Genomic DNA, 18,204 nt, shown 5'->3' on the forward strand with positions numbered 1-18,204 from the left:
TTCTCCATTTTACTATCTAAATAATGCATCTGTATATTTCTTATTTACTACTTTGTCTCTCATTGAAGCTTTATCAGTGAAATTTCTTGAAATATTTCTTATCATTTCGCTATAATTATCAGAACCATCAGCTTTTTGACGATAATATGGTTTTATTGAACTACAATTTTTATGTTCAAATAGGGTGTTCAATAAAGTTCTATCTGAAATACCGCATGAATGACCAAATATAAATACTTGATAGTTATTTGAATTTATAAATTCTAACAATCTTTTATAAGAATCACTTTCAAGATATTTCATTGATTTGATATTCTGCAAATATTCATTATCATTAAGGTTTTCAATTTCCAAATAATCTTTATCAATTTCATCTCCAAAACCAAAGATTACTTTATTATCTGTTTTGTTATTTAGCACACCGTGAATATGAATAATATCAGTAGAAATATCATTACCAAATTCACTATCCGTTGGAGGGTTATGATAATGTGTTTCAGTTGATGTATAATTAAAGCTTACAAACAATACATCTTGTGGTCTATGTCGAAAATAATTTGGTGCGGTTTCTGAGGTTAGTAATTTTTTTATCTTTTGTCGTTTATCTTTAATCCCTACCAAAATTTTATAAAGTCGTAAATCTCTTTCGGATAAGTCAAAATCTGAAAATGATACATTCTCTTCTTCAATATCTTTAATATGATTATTAACCCTTTGAAATTCAAACTCAGTTAATTGATTAATTGACGATTCTGAAAAATCTCTGAAATTAAAATCTGAATATATTACATTATAAATTGATCGTTCAAAACTCATTTCTTCAGCCGTAATAGGGAAACTTTTTAAAAATTCTTGCTGAACTTTTGTTAGATATTTTTCTAATAAAGATTCAATATTAGCAAATTCTTCATTTAGTTTTGCTATCGTGTATCTTGAAGGTTTTTTATAACAGTTTTTTAATAAAAAGTAATAATCATTTTCAATATCTACCCAATTTTGTGAAGATTTATTTCTATTGAGAATTTCGAAAAATTCATTGGTAAAGTTTAGATTAGTATTAATGTTATTTAAATTGTCTTTCAATCCTTCATAATCATTATTGCCATCCCAACTTACTGGAAGAGGTTGCACATAAAATTCATTATTTTCAAAACCATTTTCCCAATCAGGTTTTGCTCTAATTTTTTCAATTGCATTTTCCCAATAATCATCTATAAAATTCCCATAACTCGTCTTCATTCCATGAGCTAAATCAAAGCCATTCCCAATTAATATTATTCGATTCATATGTATTAGTTTTTCTTAAGATAATGATATATAATATACTTTAATCTATTTTCAACATCAATTTAATTACATTATCATTCAGATGACTATTAAATTTCTCAATATTTTCTTTATAGTTGATTTTACCTTCAAATTGTGCAATTCTCTGTTGTATTTGGTTTTTTAGACCGACATCTTCAACTTCTGCTATTATATTATTTAAATCACCGCTTAAATCTAACGATTCATTGATAAGAGTACTTAAAAAATAATTTTGAAACTTTAAGAATTCAATTTTCTTATTTGAATAACTATTTATTTCTTTTGTTTTGTTGTTAATTATTTCTACAACTTTTTCATATAAATTCATAAATGATTTTTCGTAGCCTTCTTCATTTTCATCATTTCCATTGAGAAATGATTTTAAGAATTTATTTCTTATTGATGCATCTAAATCATTTAATAAGATTGTAAAACTTGAATATTTTATATCATGTAAGAATTTATTTCTAAAAACCATTAAGAGTTCAACAATATATAATTCATCCTTATCAAATACGTCAATATCAAAAAGTAAATCAATCTTATTTTTAAAACTTATACCTGCTCTATTTCCAAAATTTTTGGTTCTAGATTTATCAGTAATTAAAAGATATTTTAATAATAGCTCATTAATTGCATTTTCGACATTTAGTGAACAATGAACTATTTTGCTTCTAAGGACTAAATTTATATCCATATTATACTTTAAATAAATGATTAGTTAAAGATTTCAATATACAAAATTGATTAGCAACTTGAAAGTTTTTAGTTAGCAATCCTCGTAGTTGTATATATATCCTAAATTCAATTATTATGAAATCATTAAAAGAATTCATCGCAGAAAATTTAGAAAATCCAACTATTATCCCGGTTCAAGAAAATACTGGAAAAACTAACGAGAATCAAGACGAAAATGATACTAACAAGACTAATGAGAATAATGAAAATATTCTCAAAGGTCAGCCAAATGATGAAAAGACAGGTTAAAAAGCTAAAAACATACGCTTCTTTCATTTTGTTATAATATTTTTGTATTGAGATAATTAAAATATTTTATAATTGTAGTTATAAATTTTTGTCAAGTTAATGCTATATGTTTTTGAAATTTTATATATTTACGGGAAACCATAATATTTTGAATAATAATATTTATACATTTGAGGCACAAAACTTAATTAAACTATGTTAACTCAAAGGTTAGAAAACTACAAAAAATTAGAAACTCTTAGAAACTCAAAATTATTAGTATATGTTACAAGCGATAGACAGAATGCTGAAACGAATATTGCGTCTGATATAATAGCACCATTTGTAAATCACTTAGATATAATTAAGAAATCTGATAAGATAAGTTTATTTATTTATTCTACAGGAGGTAATATTTTATCTGCTTGGAATTTAGTTAATCTAATAAGAAGTTATTGTAAAGATTTTGAAATTATTGTTCCTTTTAAATGCCAAAGTGCTGCAACATTAATCGGTTTAGGAACAAATAGAATTGTTATGACAAAACAGGCTACATTAGGTCCTATTGATCCAAGTACAAATGGACATATGAACCCAGAAATAAATATTAATGGACAAAACATTAAAATACCAATTAGCGTGGAACATGTGAATGGTTATTTGGATATGGCTAAAAATGATTTAAAAATTACTGATCAAAAAGAGCTAAAAGATATTTATTTAAAATTAACAGAATATATACATCCATTATCATTAGGAGATGTTTTTAAATCAAAAGCTCAAATAAAAATGTTAGCTGAGAAATTGTTGAAATTACATGAAATAGAGGCTGAAAATGTAACTAAGGTTGTTGATTTTTTATGCTCTGGTTCTGGTAGTCATGATTATACAATTAATAGAAAGGAAGCGAAGGAAGAATTGGGCTTAAATATTGAAAAACCAAACGATGAACTATATCAAGTAATAAAAGAAATTTATTTAGATATTGAAGATGAATTTCAATTAAGAAATCCCTACTTACCACATTTTCTTCTTAATGACCAAAATCCAACTCAATATTCATTAAGAAGAGCAATTATTGAATCAATTGATGGAGGTACAGATGTTTTTTTAAGTGAAGGTGTTTTATCAATTAATGCTTCGAATCACTTATTAAATGACAATAGAACTTTTGAAGGTTGGAAACATGAAACTATAACTAATTAAATCATAATATAATGGAAAACTTTAAAGTAACAAATTTGAAAACAAGTGAAACTGGTTCAAACCCACATTATTTCAATAATAATACTAGCTTAAAAGTATTATCAATCGATAATAATACCAATTCTTTAATAAATGTTACAAACTGTAAAAACAGTAATATGCTTCAATATGGTATCCGTATTGTAAGTACTGGTGATTATCAATCTATTAATAAAGATCATCTAAAATTTCATACAAATTTAAATAAATAATTTTTTAAATATAAACGTAAAACCCTCTAAAATAGAGGGTTTTACGTTTTTTAGCCTAGATAATTTTTATTATATTTGTATTATTAAAAATAAAAATCATTCCTAAAAAGGAATGTAAAATAAATCGTGCTATTTGCATTATTGTCAACCTTAAATTACCACAAATGAAGTTTTAGAACTTCATGTTTAAAAGACAAATAATGTATATAAGGTACGCCTGTTTTGGCGTGGCTTGTATCATTGTTTTTTGGGGTGTGGTAATCCTAAGGTTGACATGGTACAATGTCCACGCTTTATTTTTATGTTAAACCTTAAATTACCACACAATGAAATTTGAATTTTCTACATTCAAAACAGTAGCATCATGCTCTTTATTGATGCTAACAAATCTTTCTTTATCAGGACAAACTAAATTTTCTTTTGATGAAAAAGCTCTAAAAAGAAATGAAGCATTATTAGCTGTCGAATACAAACAAATAACTGATAGCTCTGGAACAAGAAATGCTTACATGCTTTTGATTGATCAGGAAATACCTATTGCATCTGATGAATTAAAGGGTTCATTTAATGTAATTTCAAATAAATTAGGGTTTAATGATAAAGATGTTCCAGGACATTTTCTTAAATACGAACTCTGTGAAGAAGTTATGCGGTATTATAACATTAAAGATAGTAAGATTTTACTGGTTGAAAATGATGCTACCAAAAAACTATATCTGATGAACTCATATGTTCTCAAAAGTATGAATGAAGCAAAAGAAAAACTTCAAAAAGATGCATCTGAATTGAAAATGATAGATGAATTTATGCAATCAATTGGATATAAAACCTTTCAAATAGATGGAGCCATATATGTTAAAACTAAATATTATCGAATTTTATGTAACCTATCAACGGTTGATGTTTTACAAAAAGACAAAGAATATTTGAAAAAAGTTGATTCTTGGTATGAACAACGGGAATCTATACGAAAACAAATCATCTCAACCATTCCTAAATTTGATCACTATGCAAGATTATATAGAGTACAAAGAAATAGAATGTCTAAGGCGGATATTTCGTCATGGACAACTTTAACAAAATCAGCTAATCTTCTAAATAAAAAAGAAGTGGATTTAACTGATAAATTATGGGGATTATTAGAATTGCAAAATGCAACAGAAAATTACCACAAATTTTCATCTGAATTTATTGACTATTTAAGTGCTTCTACAGGAGTTTTAGGATTGTAATAATTTAAATGAGAGATTGATTTAATAAAGTCAGTCTCTTTTATTTTTCTTTAGCAAGTTCAACATATGTCATAAGCCAATTACTTCTATCAAGATTTTTAAAAGATTCTATAAACTCGAAAATTGCTAAACTAGTATTACTATCATTTATAATATTTTTTGTTTCAAATGAGGAAAAAGTTATCGAATATTTTTCATCTGTTACATTTATAAAAAGTGTAAAATCTATATTGGACATATAAGATACTTTATATGCAATTATACATAACTTATCTATATAGCTAAAATATTCAATTTCACCACGAGGTTCAATCAAAAAACCTCTTTTATCAGGATAATTATTAAAATGTTCCCCTATATATGTATTCGATTTTTTTAAAATTATATCTTTTGTGAATTCAACAATTGCCATTTCTTTTATATATTGAATAAAGTTACATATTCTTTTCTTTAATTTAATGCCACAAAGAATAAATCTATATTTTAAAAAACGACTGTTTATTTTGATAACAAATAATAATTTAGACATAATGTTAAGTTTAATTAATTAAACCTAAGTAAGTATAATTAAACTAGTAAATCAAAAGTTAAACAACTTTATATAATTATTATGATATCAGCTCCTCATAAGTAAGTCGTCCCTCAAATGCACAATATAAAGCAAAATTAAATCGGTTACCTTCATCAAAATCTTTAGTATTATATCTAAAGGAAAATTCATCACAGTAAAGTTGTAAATGTTTTGGACTTACTGAATGATAAATACCAAGAATTCCTCGTTTTAGTAAACTCCAAAATCCTTCAATACTATTAGTATGATAATTGTCTTTGACATATTGACCTTTAGTGTGAGGTATACTTTTATGTTCGTAATGTTTGTGTACTTGTGAATAACCTTTCCAACCATCACTAACCACAATAGAAACCTCTTTTGACCATGTTTTTAATAATCGTTGTAAGAGTTTTCCCTTTTGTGTTAGGAACGATTTCTGTGGATACTTTTCCATTACTAAGTAAGCCAAATACAACAGCTTTTGTTTTAGTACTTCTTCCCTGAGTATTTTCTACTCTTTTTTGCCATGATTTTTTATGATTTTTTCCTCCTACGAATGTTTCATCCACCTGTGTAACCCCATCAAATTTATTTATTTTTTCAGAACTTAAAGAATGTCTTATTCTTGAAAGCATGAACCATGCAGTTTTTTGAGTTACACCAATATCTCTTGCAAGTTGATGACTACTAATACCTTTTTTGTGTGATGTAAAAATATAGATTGCGTAAAACCATTTTCTAAGTGAGATTGCAGAGTTTTCAAACATAGTTCCAATTTTCACATTGAAATTTCTTCTACAATCTTTACATTTATAAATACCATTGAATTCACCGTCCTTTTTTAATTTGTAATGATCTTCTCGTTCACTGTCACAATTAGTACATATTGGGTCACCATTCCAAAGCAATTCTTCAAGATATTCTCTGCATTTTTGTTCTGTATTTAATGACTCCATCATATTAGTTATAGAAGAATTATCTGAAGAAATTCCAAGATTAAAAATTTTTATTATGCCTTGATATCTCATATTTATTAGTTATATATAAAATTAATAAAAAAGATCGAGGCTGAACAATGCTGATGAACAAATTTTTATGATTTTTGTCTTGTTTTTAGTTTGATTGTCAGTTAATTACAAGTTATTGTTTAGTGATTTCAGATAAAAAAAACAGCATCAAAAGATTGATGCTGTCTAAGTTTTGAGATGTTGTTTAATTATTTGGTATTAACTAGTATATTATTATCTATAATTTTATAAAAAAAGCAGGAATCACCCACAGTGAAAGTGCCATTAAAACAAAGGAGACAAAAATGTAAAAAACATTGGGCAAATTTCCTTTGTCTATTAATGCATACATAAAATCATTAGTGACATCTGAAACAATGAATAACAAAAAAACAAAGAAAACAGAAAGGAAAATATAAACTCCATTTGTTTTAATTGTATCGAAAATTCTGTCTAAATAAAAGTAGAAGGTTTTCATAGGTATTAGTTTTTGGGTTAATAAATCAAATTATCATGTTTAATATTTTTATAGAAGTATGTAAGCAAACCAAAATTTTTATGGTTTACTTAGTGGGCAAACTCAGATTAATTACTTTTTAAAGCTTTAAGAATTGAGTACAATTTATCCCGTAAAGAATTGTTTAATTTCGTTTTTCATGTCATAACATTTTGGTTACTAATTGATATTAAAGGTATTCAAAAAAATATACACTTCATATTACACAAAAGAGGTATTTTTTTGAGATTTCTCTTTAAGCAATTTTAATATCAACTAATAAATAAAATTATTTAACTTAACCTCCAGAAACTAAACCATGGGAGTATATATTTTAAGCAACCGGAAAATCATCCGCCATAAAGGTGAAAAGGTAGATTCTTTTTCAAACGATGAGTACTCTATTCCGAATTTCAGGATTGCAAAATGTGATTTTGATAATTACAAAGAGCCTACTACAGCGGTTAAAAAGAAAAAAGAATATACCAATCGAAATATTCTCAATTACAAACTCTTTTCCGAACCTGAAAAACAAGGCTATCAAGATGTTTTGGATGTTTTGCTCAGTGAAAAAGGAGTTAAAAAATCAACCTTAACTGCCAATAACCTTGGCGGAAGCCAAAGAATGTTTTATGAATTGTATAAAAATATGTCTTCTGCAAAAGACAGAAGCGATGTTTTGATATTTATTCATGGGTATGCCTATGATTTTGATGATGAACTGAAAGCTATTCTTGATCTCAAAAAACTGTTTATTGATAATCCAAAATCGCCTGTTGAGCATATTTTATTTGTGAGTTGGCCGGCTTCGAGCAGCATCGTTCCGTTAACTTATTTTGATGATAAAGCTGCAAGCATCAATTCTGGGAATTCGTTGATGAGACTGTTTTATTTTTACACTCAATTTCTGAAGGATATTTTTTCGAATAAAGATTTAATTCCTTGTAATCAGAGAATTCATTTGATGGCACATTCGATGGGGAATCGGGTTCTACAAAGCATGTTGTACAGCTTGAAAAAAGAGAATATTCTAAGAGTAATCGATCAGGTTTTATTGTTGAATTCTGATGTTACATACAAAGTTTTTGACGATTCGGAAGACTCATTTAATAAGCTTCCTTTGTTGGCAAACAGAGTATCCATTTATCTAAACCGAAAAGACACCATCCTCGGAATTTCTCAGTTTACGAAAAATATTTTGACTCCAAGATTAGGAAAACATGGACCGGGTGACATTGAAAAATTCAAAGATATTGTCTCGATTATCGACTGTACTTTTGTGGAAGATGATATTTTGAACAGCTTCAAATATGAAATTGGAAATCATTGGGGATATCTTTCAAGTTCGATGGTTCAGAATGATATTTTCCAAAATTTATATGGTGTGGATAGGAATCTTATCAGCAACAGAATTAAAAACAATGAAAATATATTCACAATTGCTTCTTCATAATTATTTATGATTAAATTTACCAAAACTAATAATGCTAAGTTTTACCCCTTGTCAGATTATGGCATAAGGATTGTAAAGTCCTAGGATAACTCTTAATTTTTATATCATGAAAAAAGTTAAAAAGAAGTTTTCTTATCTATTAGATTACATCAAAAAAGTGATATTCGCAAAAGACGTAATTTAATAACTCATTGATTAACAATAATTAAAACAAAACTATTCGATCGTATAAATTACTATTTCAAACATTTTATTATCTATTAAATTACTTCAGAGTTGTCTTAAACTTTGCAGGATTTTTTTTATTTATTTTCAAATTAATTCACTTTAACGTGTGTTAATATAAGTTAAAAATATTGCATACTACAAAAAAGAGATTCATATTTACATTACCAATCAAAACTAAATATTATGAAAAATCTAAAAAAGCTTCAGAAAAGTGCATTAAAAACAATTAAAGGAGGATCTGCACCTCTTGGATGCAACAACTGGAATCCGGCTGCAAGATGTTGCAGAGCGTGGGATGCTGAACATCAGAACAATCCAACATGCCCTACTCCGTAGATTTATTTTTTAAAGTACAATAATTCGCCTTTCAAATCTAAATTTGATTCAAAATTATTGACAAATAATGATCCGGTGCCCAAACCTTGCGGCATCGGATTTCTTTTGGTAAAAGTATATTGTGCGATCGCATTCAGACCAATATTGCTTTCTAAAGCAGAAGTGATCCACCAACCGATATTTTGTTCTTCGGCAAGAGAAATCCATTCATCAGAACCTGCAAAACCGCCTACCAAAGATGGTTTAAGAATAATATATTGGGGGTTTATTATCTCCAGTAATTTTTTCTTTTCCTGAAAGTCAATAATTCCTATTAATTCTTCATCCAAAGCAATCGGTGTGGGAGTTTCGGCACATAATTCTGCCATATCATTCCAATTTCCGGCTTTAATAGGTTGCTCAATCGAGTGAATATGCAAATCTGCCAATTGCCCTAAAACAACTTTAGCTTCTTCTTTATTAAAACCTCCATTCGCATCAACACGAAGTTTCCAACGCTTCTTTTGAAAATTTCTGCCTTAATTTTTGAAGAACTGCATGCTCAGATTTCCAGTCGACCCCGATTTTTAATTTAATACAATGAAAGCCTTTTTCCAGTTTCTCCTGAATCTGTTCTTCCATATAATTAATATCGCCCATCCAGATCAAACCGTTGATCCTTATTGGATTTTCCCCTTCTGTAAATTCACTTGGAAAATAAAGATTCACGCCATTTTTTAAATTTAAAACAGCCTGTTCATATCCAAACCAAATCGATGGAAATTCTTTTAATTCCTCTTTCAAAAACTCAGAATCCTGTTGAATATTTTCGCAAAGCCATTGTAGTTTTTCTTCATAATCTGGTCTGTCATCAAAACTTAATCCTCTGAAAACCGCACACTCTCCTCTTCCTTTTTTTCCATCTTCTGAAATTTCAAGAAAGAAAGTCTCTTTTTCATGCAAAACGCCGCGAGATGTTCCACTCGGGCGCTTGAATTCTAATAAATATCTTGAATATTCTGCTTTCATTTATTTTACGCTGTCTATTCGCATAAATTCTTCTGCTTTTTCCACCATATTGACGCTTCCGCAGAAGAAAGGAATTCTTTGGTGCAATTCTGTCGGTTCAATTTCCAGAATTCTTCTGAAACCGTCAGTTGCCTTTCCTCCAGCTTGTTCAGCTAAGAAAGCCATAGGATTGCATTCGTATAATAATCTTAATTTTCCGTTTGGAGATTGTGAATAAGATGGATAAATATAAATCCCGCCTTTCAGCATATTTCTATGAAAATCTGCAACCAACGAACCAATATATCTTGAAGTATAAGGTCTGTCGCCTTCTTCCATCTGGCAATATTTAAGGTAATTTTTTACTCCTTGAGGGAATTTGATATAATTTCCTTCATTAATAGAATAAATTTTTCCTGTTTTCGGAAACTGCATATTCGGATGAGAAAGATAATATGTTCCCAAAGAAGGATCCAAGGTAAATCCGTTCACACCGTTTCCTGTCGTATAAACAATCATAGTTGACGAACCGTAAATCACATATCCTGCAGCAATCTGGTTAACTCCTTTTTGTAAGAAATCTTCTAACTGAACCGGAGTTCCAGGCTCTGAAACTCTTCTGTAGATTGAGAAAATCGTTCCTACAGAAACGTTGACGTCGATATTTGAAGAACCGTCCAGAGGATCGATTAATACAACATATTTACTTAAATGACCGTTTTCACCACATTTAATGTCAATAAAATCATCATTTTCTTCGGAAGCAATACCACAAACCACCTCTCTTTGGGATAATGCAGTAATAAAAATATCGTTGGCAATCACATCAAGTTTTTGTTGCTCTTCACCCTGAATATTTTCGTTACCGGCTTTCCCGATAATATCTGCAATTCCGGCTTTGTTCACTTCCCTGTTTACAACTTTTGAAGCTAATCTTATTGCACTCAGAAGGCGAGAGAATTCGCCTGTAGAATATTGGAAATCATCCTGTTTATCAATAAGAAATTCTCCTAGAGTTTGTAATGGCTGATCTGACATATTTTTCTTTTTACGTTTTCCCCAAATTTCGTAAAATTTATCACATAAGGAAAGGTTTTCTTTTAAATCACTTTATCATCTATCAATCAACATCATACAAGACCAACTCATCGGTGTACTTAATTTTTTTTTATGAAAACACCTCCCGATTTGTTGCAGCAATCTGAAAAATTTAAACTATTTACTGATTTTAATAAAATCTTAAGCCCATCTCATAATTCGCCTATTTCATATCTCGTTGTAAATTTATAATTTTGACACCCGTAAAATATTCCCCCAATTTTTTATCTAACAATTTTATTATTAACAATTTAATGAAAATTTTCAAGTTTGGTGGAGCATCGGTAAAAGATGCTGAAAGCGTAAAAAATGTATCCATGGTTCTAAAAAGCCAGGGATTTGCTAAATGTTTGCTGGTAATTTCAGCAATGGGCAAAACGACTAATGAGTTGGAAAAAGTGGTAGAACTTTATTTCAAGAAGGATAATTATCAAACTGAGATTGAAAAGATAAAACGAAAACACATCGAAATAGCAAACGGATTATTTCCCGAAAATCATGCGGTTTTTGCAGAAATCAATTTGTTTTTCGATGATATCGACTCTTTTTTAAGACGAAACAAATCTCCGAATTATAGTTTTGTTTACGATCAGGTGGTGAGTTGTGGGGAAATGATTTCCACTAAAATTTTAAGCGAATATTTAAACGAAATTCAGTTTACCAATCAATGGCTAGACGCAAGAGATTATGTAAAAACTGACAATTCTTACAGAGAAGGCATTGTAGACTGGGCAAAAACGGAAGAATTTATTTCTAATTTAAATAAAGAAATCTGCTACGTTACCCAAGGTTTTATTGGTTTCCGATGAAAATAATTTTACAGTAACTTTAGGAAGAGAAGGTTCGGATTATTCGGCTGCGATTTTTGCGTATTGTTTAAATGCAGACGCGATGACCATCTGGAAAGACGTTCCGGGAGTAATGACGGGAGATCCAAGAAAATTCCAGGATGTAACCCTTCTTTCGAATATTTCTTATGAAGAGGCTATTGAAATGGCGTATTACGGAGCAAGTGTTATTCACCCGAAAACATTGCAGCCGCTTCAGCAGAAAAACATTCCTTTTTATGTAAAATCTTTCGTAGATCCTACAAAAGAAGGAACAAAAGTAGGTGCTTCAGAAAAAAATCAAAGTGAAGAATCTTATATTTTAAAAGAAAATCAAACATTGCTGAAAATCTCAACCAGAGACTTCTCCTTCATCGCAGAAGATCACATGAGTTTAGTTTTCGGACATTTATCTAAGTATAAAATTAAAGTTTCTTTGATGCAGAATTCAGCAATTTCACTAGCTTTATGTTTGGAAGATAAATACAACACAGTGGATGAACTTAATGAAGATTTGCAGAAAGTATTTAAAACAGAAGTTGTAAAAAATGTATCTTTATTTACGGTAAGAAATGCAAAGATGGAGAACATTGACAAATTTTACCAAGAAAAAAGTGTATTATTGGAACAGATTTCGAAGAATACGCTTCAAATGGTAACACAATAAAAACTAATTGCGAGTAAACACAATATGAGTTTAATTTCGAAAAACGATCTAATTAAAGCTTCCGGCTTAAATAAAATAGGATTTCTTAAGAATCCTGTAGCATCTGCTGTTATGAGCATTGCTAAAATAAATGAAGTAAACAGACTCTATGACAAGCTAAAAAATAAGGAAGGTAAAGACTTTTTCGACTCATTTGTAAGAGAGAGAAACTTAAGCTATGTAGCTTTTGAAGAAGATTTGGCAAAAATCCCAAAAACGGGACCGTTTATTTTGGTTTCGAATCATCCGCTGGGAGCGATTGACGGGATTTTGATGTGCAAAATCTTATCAGAAGTGCGTCCGGATTTCAAGGTGATGGGTAATTTCCTTCTGGAAAAAATCAAACCGATGGAACCGTTCGTAATTTCTGTAAATCCTTTTGAAAACAGAAAAGGAGTCTACAGCAGCTCATCCGGAATGCGCGAAACGCTGAAGCATTTGCAAAACGGAGGTTGTGTAGGTATTTTCCCGGCAGGAGAAGTTTCTAACAAGAACAATCCTTACGGAGAAATTTTAGATAAAGAATGGGAAAAACCGGCTCTTAAGCTGATAAAAATGGCAAAAGTGCCGGTCGTTCCTATGTATTTTCATGCAAAAAACAGCCGTTTATTTTATCAGGTTTCAAAAATCCATCCCAATTTACAGACATTGATGCTTCCTGCAGAAATGATGAATGACAGGGAAAAGCCAATTCGGGTAAGAATAGGAAAAACTATTGCCGTAAAAGCAATGGACGACATGGAAACCATTGAAGAACTAGGCGAATTTTTGAAACGTAAGGTTTACATGATGAAATCTTACTACGAAAAAAGAAAATCCCTTGCTCAAAGCATTAATCTTCAGAATTTATCGGTAAAATTTCCTTTGCTTAAAGAAGAAAATATTGTTCAGAATATTATTGATGAAACTCCGAAAGAAGATATTTTAAAGGACATCAACAAATTGAAAGGCACAGATAAAATGTTTTTCAGTAACGGAAATTACGAAGTTTATTTTACGGCGTATGAAGAAATTCCTTCTATTATGAGGGAAATCGGGCGTCAAAGAGAGCTTACATTCCGTGCTGTTGGTGAAGGAAGCAATCTTCCTTTCGACCTTGATGAATACGATAAACATTACCATCACCTTTTCCTTTGGGATAGTGCTGCACAGAAATTGGCTGGAGCTTACAGAATGGCTTTAGGTAAAGAAGTCATGAAAAAGTCTGGAATTAAAGGCTTCTACACAAGTTCTCTATTTGAATTTGAACAGGATATTCATCCTTTCTTCAAAAAAGTAATCGAGATGGGACGAGCTTATATTTGTGAAGAATATCAACAGAAACCGCTTCCGCTTTTCCTTTTATGGAGAGGAATTGTTCACGTTTGCTTAAGAAATCCTGATCATAAATTTTTAATGGGAGGTGTAAGTATTTCCAACAAGTTCTCCGAGTTTTCAAAATCTTTAATGATTGAGTTTATGCGTTCGAATTACTACGATTCTGCTGTTGCTCAATACATTACACCGAGAAATGAATACAAGGTAAAACTTCGTGAAAGAGATAAAAATTTATTCTTTGAGGAAATGGAATCCGATTTAAATAAATTAGATAAAATCATCGATGATCTTGAACCGGAACTAAGATTACCTGTTTTAATTAAAAAATATATCAAGCAAAACGCAAAGGTTATTGCCTTTAATGTCGATCCAAATTTCAATGATGCGATCGACGGACTGATGTATATCCGAATAAGCGATCTTCCTGAAAGCACGATAAAACCTGTATTAGAGGAAATGAGCGAGCAAATAAGAAAGGAACAGGAAAATAATTCGACTGAAAATCAATAGGTTTTAAGTTTTGGTAAAAAAAGTATTATTAATACTTGCTTCATATACCAAAACTTACTACTTTTGCATCACTTTAAAACAACGAAGTAAAAAGAATGGTTTCTTAGCTCAGTTGGTAGAGCAATGGATTGAAAATCCATGTGTCCCTGGTTCGATTCCTGGAGAAACCACTTAGAAAAACTACCTGTAAAAAGGTGGTTTTCTTTTCAAAATTGTTTCAAAATAAAATTTGCAAGATCTAATAATTATTATTACTTTTGCACCACTTCAAAAAAGAAGCAAAAATTAAATGGTTTCTTAGCTCAGTTGGTAGAGCAATGGATTGAAAATCCATGTGTCCCTGGTTCGATTCCTGGAGAAACCACAAAAGTTGAACGTAAATCAACTTAAACAATCAAAAATATCCCTTTTAAACAATGTTTAGAAGGGATTTTTGTTTTAGTGATGTTTAATATTGTTTCATCAAATTTAGTCCTTTTTTGTCCCTATGTTGTCCCTGAGGACAATTTAAAAAGATTTTCGATTGTATCACAGACTAATTTTGAAACAAAAAATAGAACTATGAACATTGCATTTTTTTTAAAAGAGCCTACAAAGACAACCGAAACAATGGTATATGTTTCAGCAACCTTAAAAGGTCAGAGACTAAAACGCTCCACAGGGGTAAAAGTAAAACCCTCACAATGGACGGGGACAAAAGTGAGACAACTCGCTCCTGAATCAGCAACTAAAAATCTCAAAATCGAAAACACTGTCAAAATCTTAAAAGAGATTGAAAGGGAGTATTTATTAAAGGAGCAACCCCTATCTAAAGAAATTTTAGAAAAAGAGTTTGAGCACAAAATTACACCTGCTAATATAACAGCACCTAAGAAAAAAGGTCTCCTAGCTGTTTTTGATGAATTTATAGAAGTTAGAAGACAGGAAAAATCTGAAAATACAGTAAAGACATATAAAACGTGTAAAAATCACCTTCAAGCATTTTCAGATGAAACAAAATTTAATTTATCATTTGAAAATATCAACCTTAATTTTCATGATGAACTGCTTGCATATTTTTTTGAAAAAAACTTTTATAACTCTACCATTGGAAAATATACAACAATACTCAAAACATTCATGAATTGGGCAGGAGAAAGAAGATTTCATAATAATATGGAATTTAAAAAATTCTTAGAGCCTGTTTAAAAAATTAATAAAAAAAAAGAGTAAGGGTAAGAAGTTGAATAAAAATTGTCATTTTAGAGTTGCAAAACAAAAAACTTCAATGTATCCAACAGACTTAACCCAAACTCAGTGGCAATTTATAAAAAAAGCATTAGATTTTGATGACAGAAAACGAAAATATGATTTGATTATCATTTGGAATGCTATTAATTATTTGGTAAAAACAGGCTGCCAATGGAGACTTTTGCCTCATGATTTTCCAAAATGGCAATTGGTTTATTACTATTATTCAAAATGGTCAAATCTGGAGATTTTCGATTTATTATTATCAAAATTAAGAGAGAAAGTACGTCGGGATAGAGGCCAGAAATCGCAGGCAAGTTTAGGAATTATGGACAGCCAGAGTGTTCGTTGGGGAAATAACCGTTCACTCAATGGCTTTGACGGAGCCAAAAAAGTAAAAGGAATCAAAAGACACGTCGTGGTAGATAAAAACGGGTTTTTGTTAGCCGTAATGGTAAGTGTAGCCAATATTCATGACAGTAAAGCGGCATTATTGCTGATGAAAACATTGCGATATTTACTAATTCCGCTTCAGGTAATCTTAGCGGACGGAGGTTACAGAGGGGGTATTATTGAGGAAATAAAAACTAAATTAGGCTATATCATTCAAATCGTTATGCGGAGTGACAAAAAAGAAAAAGGATTTGAGCCACTCCATAAAAGATGGATTGTTGAACGTACTTTTTCATGGTTTGATAATGATAGAAGGCTATGCAGAAATTATGAACTCCTAATGGAAACTTCCGAAAATATGGTCAAATTATCCGCTATAAAATTATTACTTAATAAAATTTAAACAGGCTCTTAGTTTTTAAAGAGGATTCTGAAAAAATAAAACTTACTCCAGAAATCGTAGAAAAGTTGAGAACAACAGATTTCGAGAATGCTTACAGCAATATCGTTAGAGATATTTTCATTTTTAGTTCGTACACTGGTTTGAGGTTTGTTGACATTCAGAATATGAGACCAGAAGATGTTACAGAAGATTTCTTACGCTTACACATTAAGAAAGCAAAAGAAATGCTCGAAATTCCATTATTGGATGTACCAAAAGAGATAATCAAAAATCACACAGAATGTTATGGTAGACTAAAAGTACCCACTAATCAATTCTGCAATAGAGAAATCAAAAAACTTTTTGAAGCAATTGGCTTTGATGATAAAATACGATTTGTAAAATATTCAGGAAGTAGCGAAATTACAGTAGAAAAAAATGCCCACGATTACTTAACAATGCATTACGGGCGAGTATTCTTTATTACAAATTCCCTAATTAACGGCATGAATGAAGAATTTATCCGAAAAATAACAGGTCATAAGGATTACAAGTCTTTTAAAAAATATGTTCAGTTTTCCCGTGAAATGGTGGCTGATAGTTTGCATTCTGCATGGAAAAAATAAAATCCTGTCTTATTAATAAACCATTATTTTATCTAAAAAATGAAATAACAACAATATTCATATAGATATTTTAAGAGCCTGACTATTGCAATCGCACAAATCAGACTCTTTTCATAGATTATCCATATAGCTAAAAATTGTGAAATTTTAATATTTTCAAAAATCAACAAGTAACTAAATAAAGTACCATTTTAACCATATAGAATTTTAAAAGGACTATATTTTAATCTTCCTTAAAATAGTAGCTTTTCAGCTACTTTCAGATGTGTCGATAGTGATAATTTCATTTTCTTGGGGTGGTCTACCCTTACTATTGTTTATTTAAAAAATAGTTTCTTCTTCATCTTGAACCGTAGAATTTATTTTTCGCTTCTCTAAAACATAATCTAATGCTAAAGAGTAGTTTTGTGTATTTTTGTAATCATTCTTTTTTTCATTGAAATTATCTCTGATGAACATAATAACTGCAAAAAAGACAGGGCTAATAAGCAATAATATTAAAATAATCAATATATTTTGTTCTTTTCCTTTTATACCAACCGTTAATAAAACAAAACTCAACGCAGAAATCATGGGTGAGCTTATCGAAACTATATTAGATAAATTAATTGGAAATTTGGGCATAACACTATTTGCCAATTCTTTATCATTTTGACTTTTAAAAAATTCTAATTTCTTCGTGTCTAAATCTTCATAATTGCCGTAGAGTTTATCAAACCAATGGTATTTTAAAACTATTGAATCCCAATTTATACCAAATAAAATTACACCAAGCATATTTTGCTTGAAGTATCCAACTTGCTCTTTGACATCAAGAAATTGCCTTCTTCTTTCAACAGCTATATAAAGATATAATGAAATTAAAGAACCAATCATCAAAATAAAATGCCATTTGAAATATGCTTCGGATAATGGATGCCTCTCGGTTACAGTATATTGTATGAAAGAGACCATTCCTACAAATGCAAGTATTAATAGTAAAACCAACACTCCCGCTTCAATATAGAGAAAGCGTTTAGTGGTAGTTAGAGTTTTATAAATATTGTGTTTTCCTAAAAATTCACTATAATGCTGATAAAATTCCATTTAATT

17 protein-coding genes, 2 tRNA genes and 2 pseudogenes are annotated in these 18,204 nt (G+C 29.9%); 13 read left to right on the forward strand and 8 right to left on the reverse strand.

The features are described from left to right. Nucleotides 1-12 precede the first annotated feature (12 nt). Both J3D55_RS17995 and J3D55_RS18000 read right to left on the reverse strand, forming a co-directional pair. Nucleotides 13-1,287 carry an AbiH family protein gene (locus J3D55_RS17995; protein ID WP_259132856.1) on the reverse strand — a complete coding sequence of 425 codons (1,275 nt, stop codon included), beginning with the start codon at nt 1,285-1,287 and terminating at the stop codon, nt 13-15. Nucleotides 1,288-1,327: 40 nt separating this feature from the next. Further along, the gene (locus J3D55_RS18000; RefSeq protein ID WP_259132857.1) at nt 1,328-2,005 is read right to left on the reverse strand and encodes a hypothetical protein; all 678 of its coding nucleotides are present in this window, start codon (nt 2,003-2,005) and stop codon (nt 1,328-1,330) included. A 116-nt stretch (nt 2,006-2,121) separates the two neighbouring features. Here J3D55_RS18000 and J3D55_RS18005 point away from each other — a divergent pair, with 116 nt between their 5' ends. From J3D55_RS18005 to J3D55_RS18020, 4 genes are all read left to right on the forward strand, one after another. Further along, nucleotides 2,122-2,295, forward strand: a complete 174-nt coding sequence (locus tag J3D55_RS18005; protein ID WP_259132858.1) for a hypothetical protein — start codon at nt 2,122-2,124, stop codon at nt 2,293-2,295. 195 nt (nt 2,296-2,490) lie between these two features. Continuing rightward, nucleotides 2,491-3,480, forward strand: a complete 990-nt coding sequence (locus J3D55_RS18010; RefSeq protein WP_259132859.1) for an SDH family Clp fold serine proteinase — start codon at nt 2,491-2,493, stop codon at nt 3,478-3,480. 11 nt (nt 3,481-3,491) lie between these two features. Continuing rightward, a complete protein-coding gene (locus J3D55_RS18015) occupies nt 3,492-3,731 on the forward strand; it encodes a hypothetical protein (RefSeq protein ID WP_259132860.1) in 240 nt (79 codons plus the stop codon). Between the two features lie 326 nt (nt 3,732-4,057). After that, nucleotides 4,058-4,963 (forward strand): hypothetical protein, encoded by a 906-nt coding sequence (locus J3D55_RS18020; RefSeq protein WP_259132861.1) that lies wholly within the window; start codon nt 4,058-4,060, stop codon nt 4,961-4,963. A 40-nt stretch (nt 4,964-5,003) separates the two neighbouring features. Here the strand turns inward: J3D55_RS18020 and J3D55_RS18025 are convergent, their stop codons facing one another. The 3 genes from J3D55_RS18025 to J3D55_RS22600 form a co-directional block, all read right to left on the reverse strand. Next, nucleotides 5,004-5,492 carry a hypothetical protein gene (locus J3D55_RS18025; protein ID WP_259132862.1) on the reverse strand — a complete coding sequence of 163 codons (489 nt, stop codon included), beginning with the start codon at nt 5,490-5,492 and terminating at the stop codon, nt 5,004-5,006. Nucleotides 5,493-5,571: 79 nt separating this feature from the next. Then, nucleotides 5,572-5,970, reverse strand: a complete 399-nt coding sequence (locus J3D55_RS22595; protein ID WP_374759508.1) for an IS1595 family transposase — start codon at nt 5,968-5,970, stop codon at nt 5,572-5,574. Continuing rightward, nucleotides 5,873-6,544: an IS1595 family transposase gene (locus J3D55_RS22600; RefSeq protein ID WP_374759509.1), complete on the reverse strand. Its 672-nt coding sequence runs from the start codon at nt 6,542-6,544 to the stop codon at nt 5,873-5,875. Before J3D55_RS22600 ends, J3D55_RS22595 begins: the two co-directional genes overlap by 98 nt. A gap of 794 nt (nt 6,545-7,338) precedes the next feature. Between J3D55_RS22600 and J3D55_RS18035 the strand changes: the two genes are divergently transcribed. Together J3D55_RS18035 and J3D55_RS18040 are read left to right on the forward strand one after the other, a co-directional pair. Then, on the forward strand, nt 7,339-8,472 hold the full coding sequence (locus J3D55_RS18035; protein ID WP_259132863.1) for an alpha/beta hydrolase: 1,134 nt from the start codon (nt 7,339-7,341) through the stop codon (nt 8,470-8,472). Between the two features lie 411 nt (nt 8,473-8,883). Beyond that, nucleotides 8,884-9,036: a bacteriocin-like protein gene (locus J3D55_RS18040; protein WP_259132864.1), complete on the forward strand. Its 153-nt coding sequence runs from the start codon at nt 8,884-8,886 to the stop codon at nt 9,034-9,036. A 2-nt stretch (nt 9,037-9,038) separates the two neighbouring features. Here J3D55_RS18040 and J3D55_RS18045 read toward each other — a convergent pair. After that, a pseudogene (locus tag J3D55_RS18045) lies at nt 9,039-10,044 on the reverse strand (o-succinylbenzoate synthase). Then, nucleotides 10,045-11,061: a class 1 fructose-bisphosphatase gene (gene fbp / locus J3D55_RS18050; RefSeq protein ID WP_259132865.1), complete on the reverse strand. Its 1,017-nt coding sequence runs from the start codon at nt 11,059-11,061 to the stop codon at nt 10,045-10,047. 314 nt (nt 11,062-11,375) lie between these two features. Here fbp and J3D55_RS18055 point away from each other — a divergent pair. From J3D55_RS18055 to J3D55_RS18085, 7 genes and pseudogenes are all read left to right on the forward strand, one after another. Beyond that, nucleotides 11,376-12,615, forward strand: a pseudogene (locus J3D55_RS18055) (aspartate kinase). A gap of 24 nt (nt 12,616-12,639) precedes the next feature. Next, complete coding sequence (locus J3D55_RS18060) at nt 12,640-14,481, forward strand: bifunctional lysophospholipid acyltransferase family protein/GNAT family N-acetyltransferase (protein ID WP_259132866.1); 1,842 nt, start codon at nt 12,640-12,642, stop codon at nt 14,479-14,481. A gap of 97 nt (nt 14,482-14,578) precedes the next feature. Further along, a tRNA-Phe gene (locus J3D55_RS18065) sits at nt 14,579-14,651 on the forward strand. 121 nt (nt 14,652-14,772) lie between these two features. Further along, a tRNA-Phe gene (locus tag J3D55_RS18070) sits at nt 14,773-14,845 on the forward strand. A 197-nt stretch (nt 14,846-15,042) separates the two neighbouring features. Then, entirely contained in the window at nt 15,043-15,669 is a 627-nt protein-coding gene (locus J3D55_RS18075; protein ID WP_259132867.1) for a phage integrase SAM-like domain-containing protein, read from the forward strand. A 79-nt stretch (nt 15,670-15,748) separates the two neighbouring features. After that, entirely contained in the window at nt 15,749-16,507 is a 759-nt protein-coding gene (locus tag J3D55_RS18080) for an IS5 family transposase (RefSeq protein ID WP_259127825.1), read from the forward strand. A 65-nt stretch (nt 16,508-16,572) separates the two neighbouring features. Continuing rightward, nucleotides 16,573-17,112 (forward strand): tyrosine-type recombinase/integrase, encoded by a 540-nt coding sequence (locus J3D55_RS18085; protein ID WP_374759510.1) that lies wholly within the window; start codon nt 16,573-16,575, stop codon nt 17,110-17,112. Nucleotides 17,113-17,433: 321 nt separating this feature from the next. On the opposite strand, the gene J3D55_RS18090 is transcribed toward J3D55_RS18085, so the two are convergent. Continuing rightward, on the reverse strand, nt 17,434-18,198 hold the full coding sequence (locus tag J3D55_RS18090) for a hypothetical protein (RefSeq protein WP_259132869.1): 765 nt from the start codon (nt 18,196-18,198) through the stop codon (nt 17,434-17,436). Nucleotides 18,199-18,204 lie beyond the last annotated feature (6 nt).

Source organism: Chryseobacterium ginsenosidimutans, from assembly GCF_024807225.1.
Classification (GTDB): domain Bacteria; phylum Bacteroidota; class Bacteroidia; order Flavobacteriales; family Weeksellaceae; genus Chryseobacterium; species Chryseobacterium ginsenosidimutans.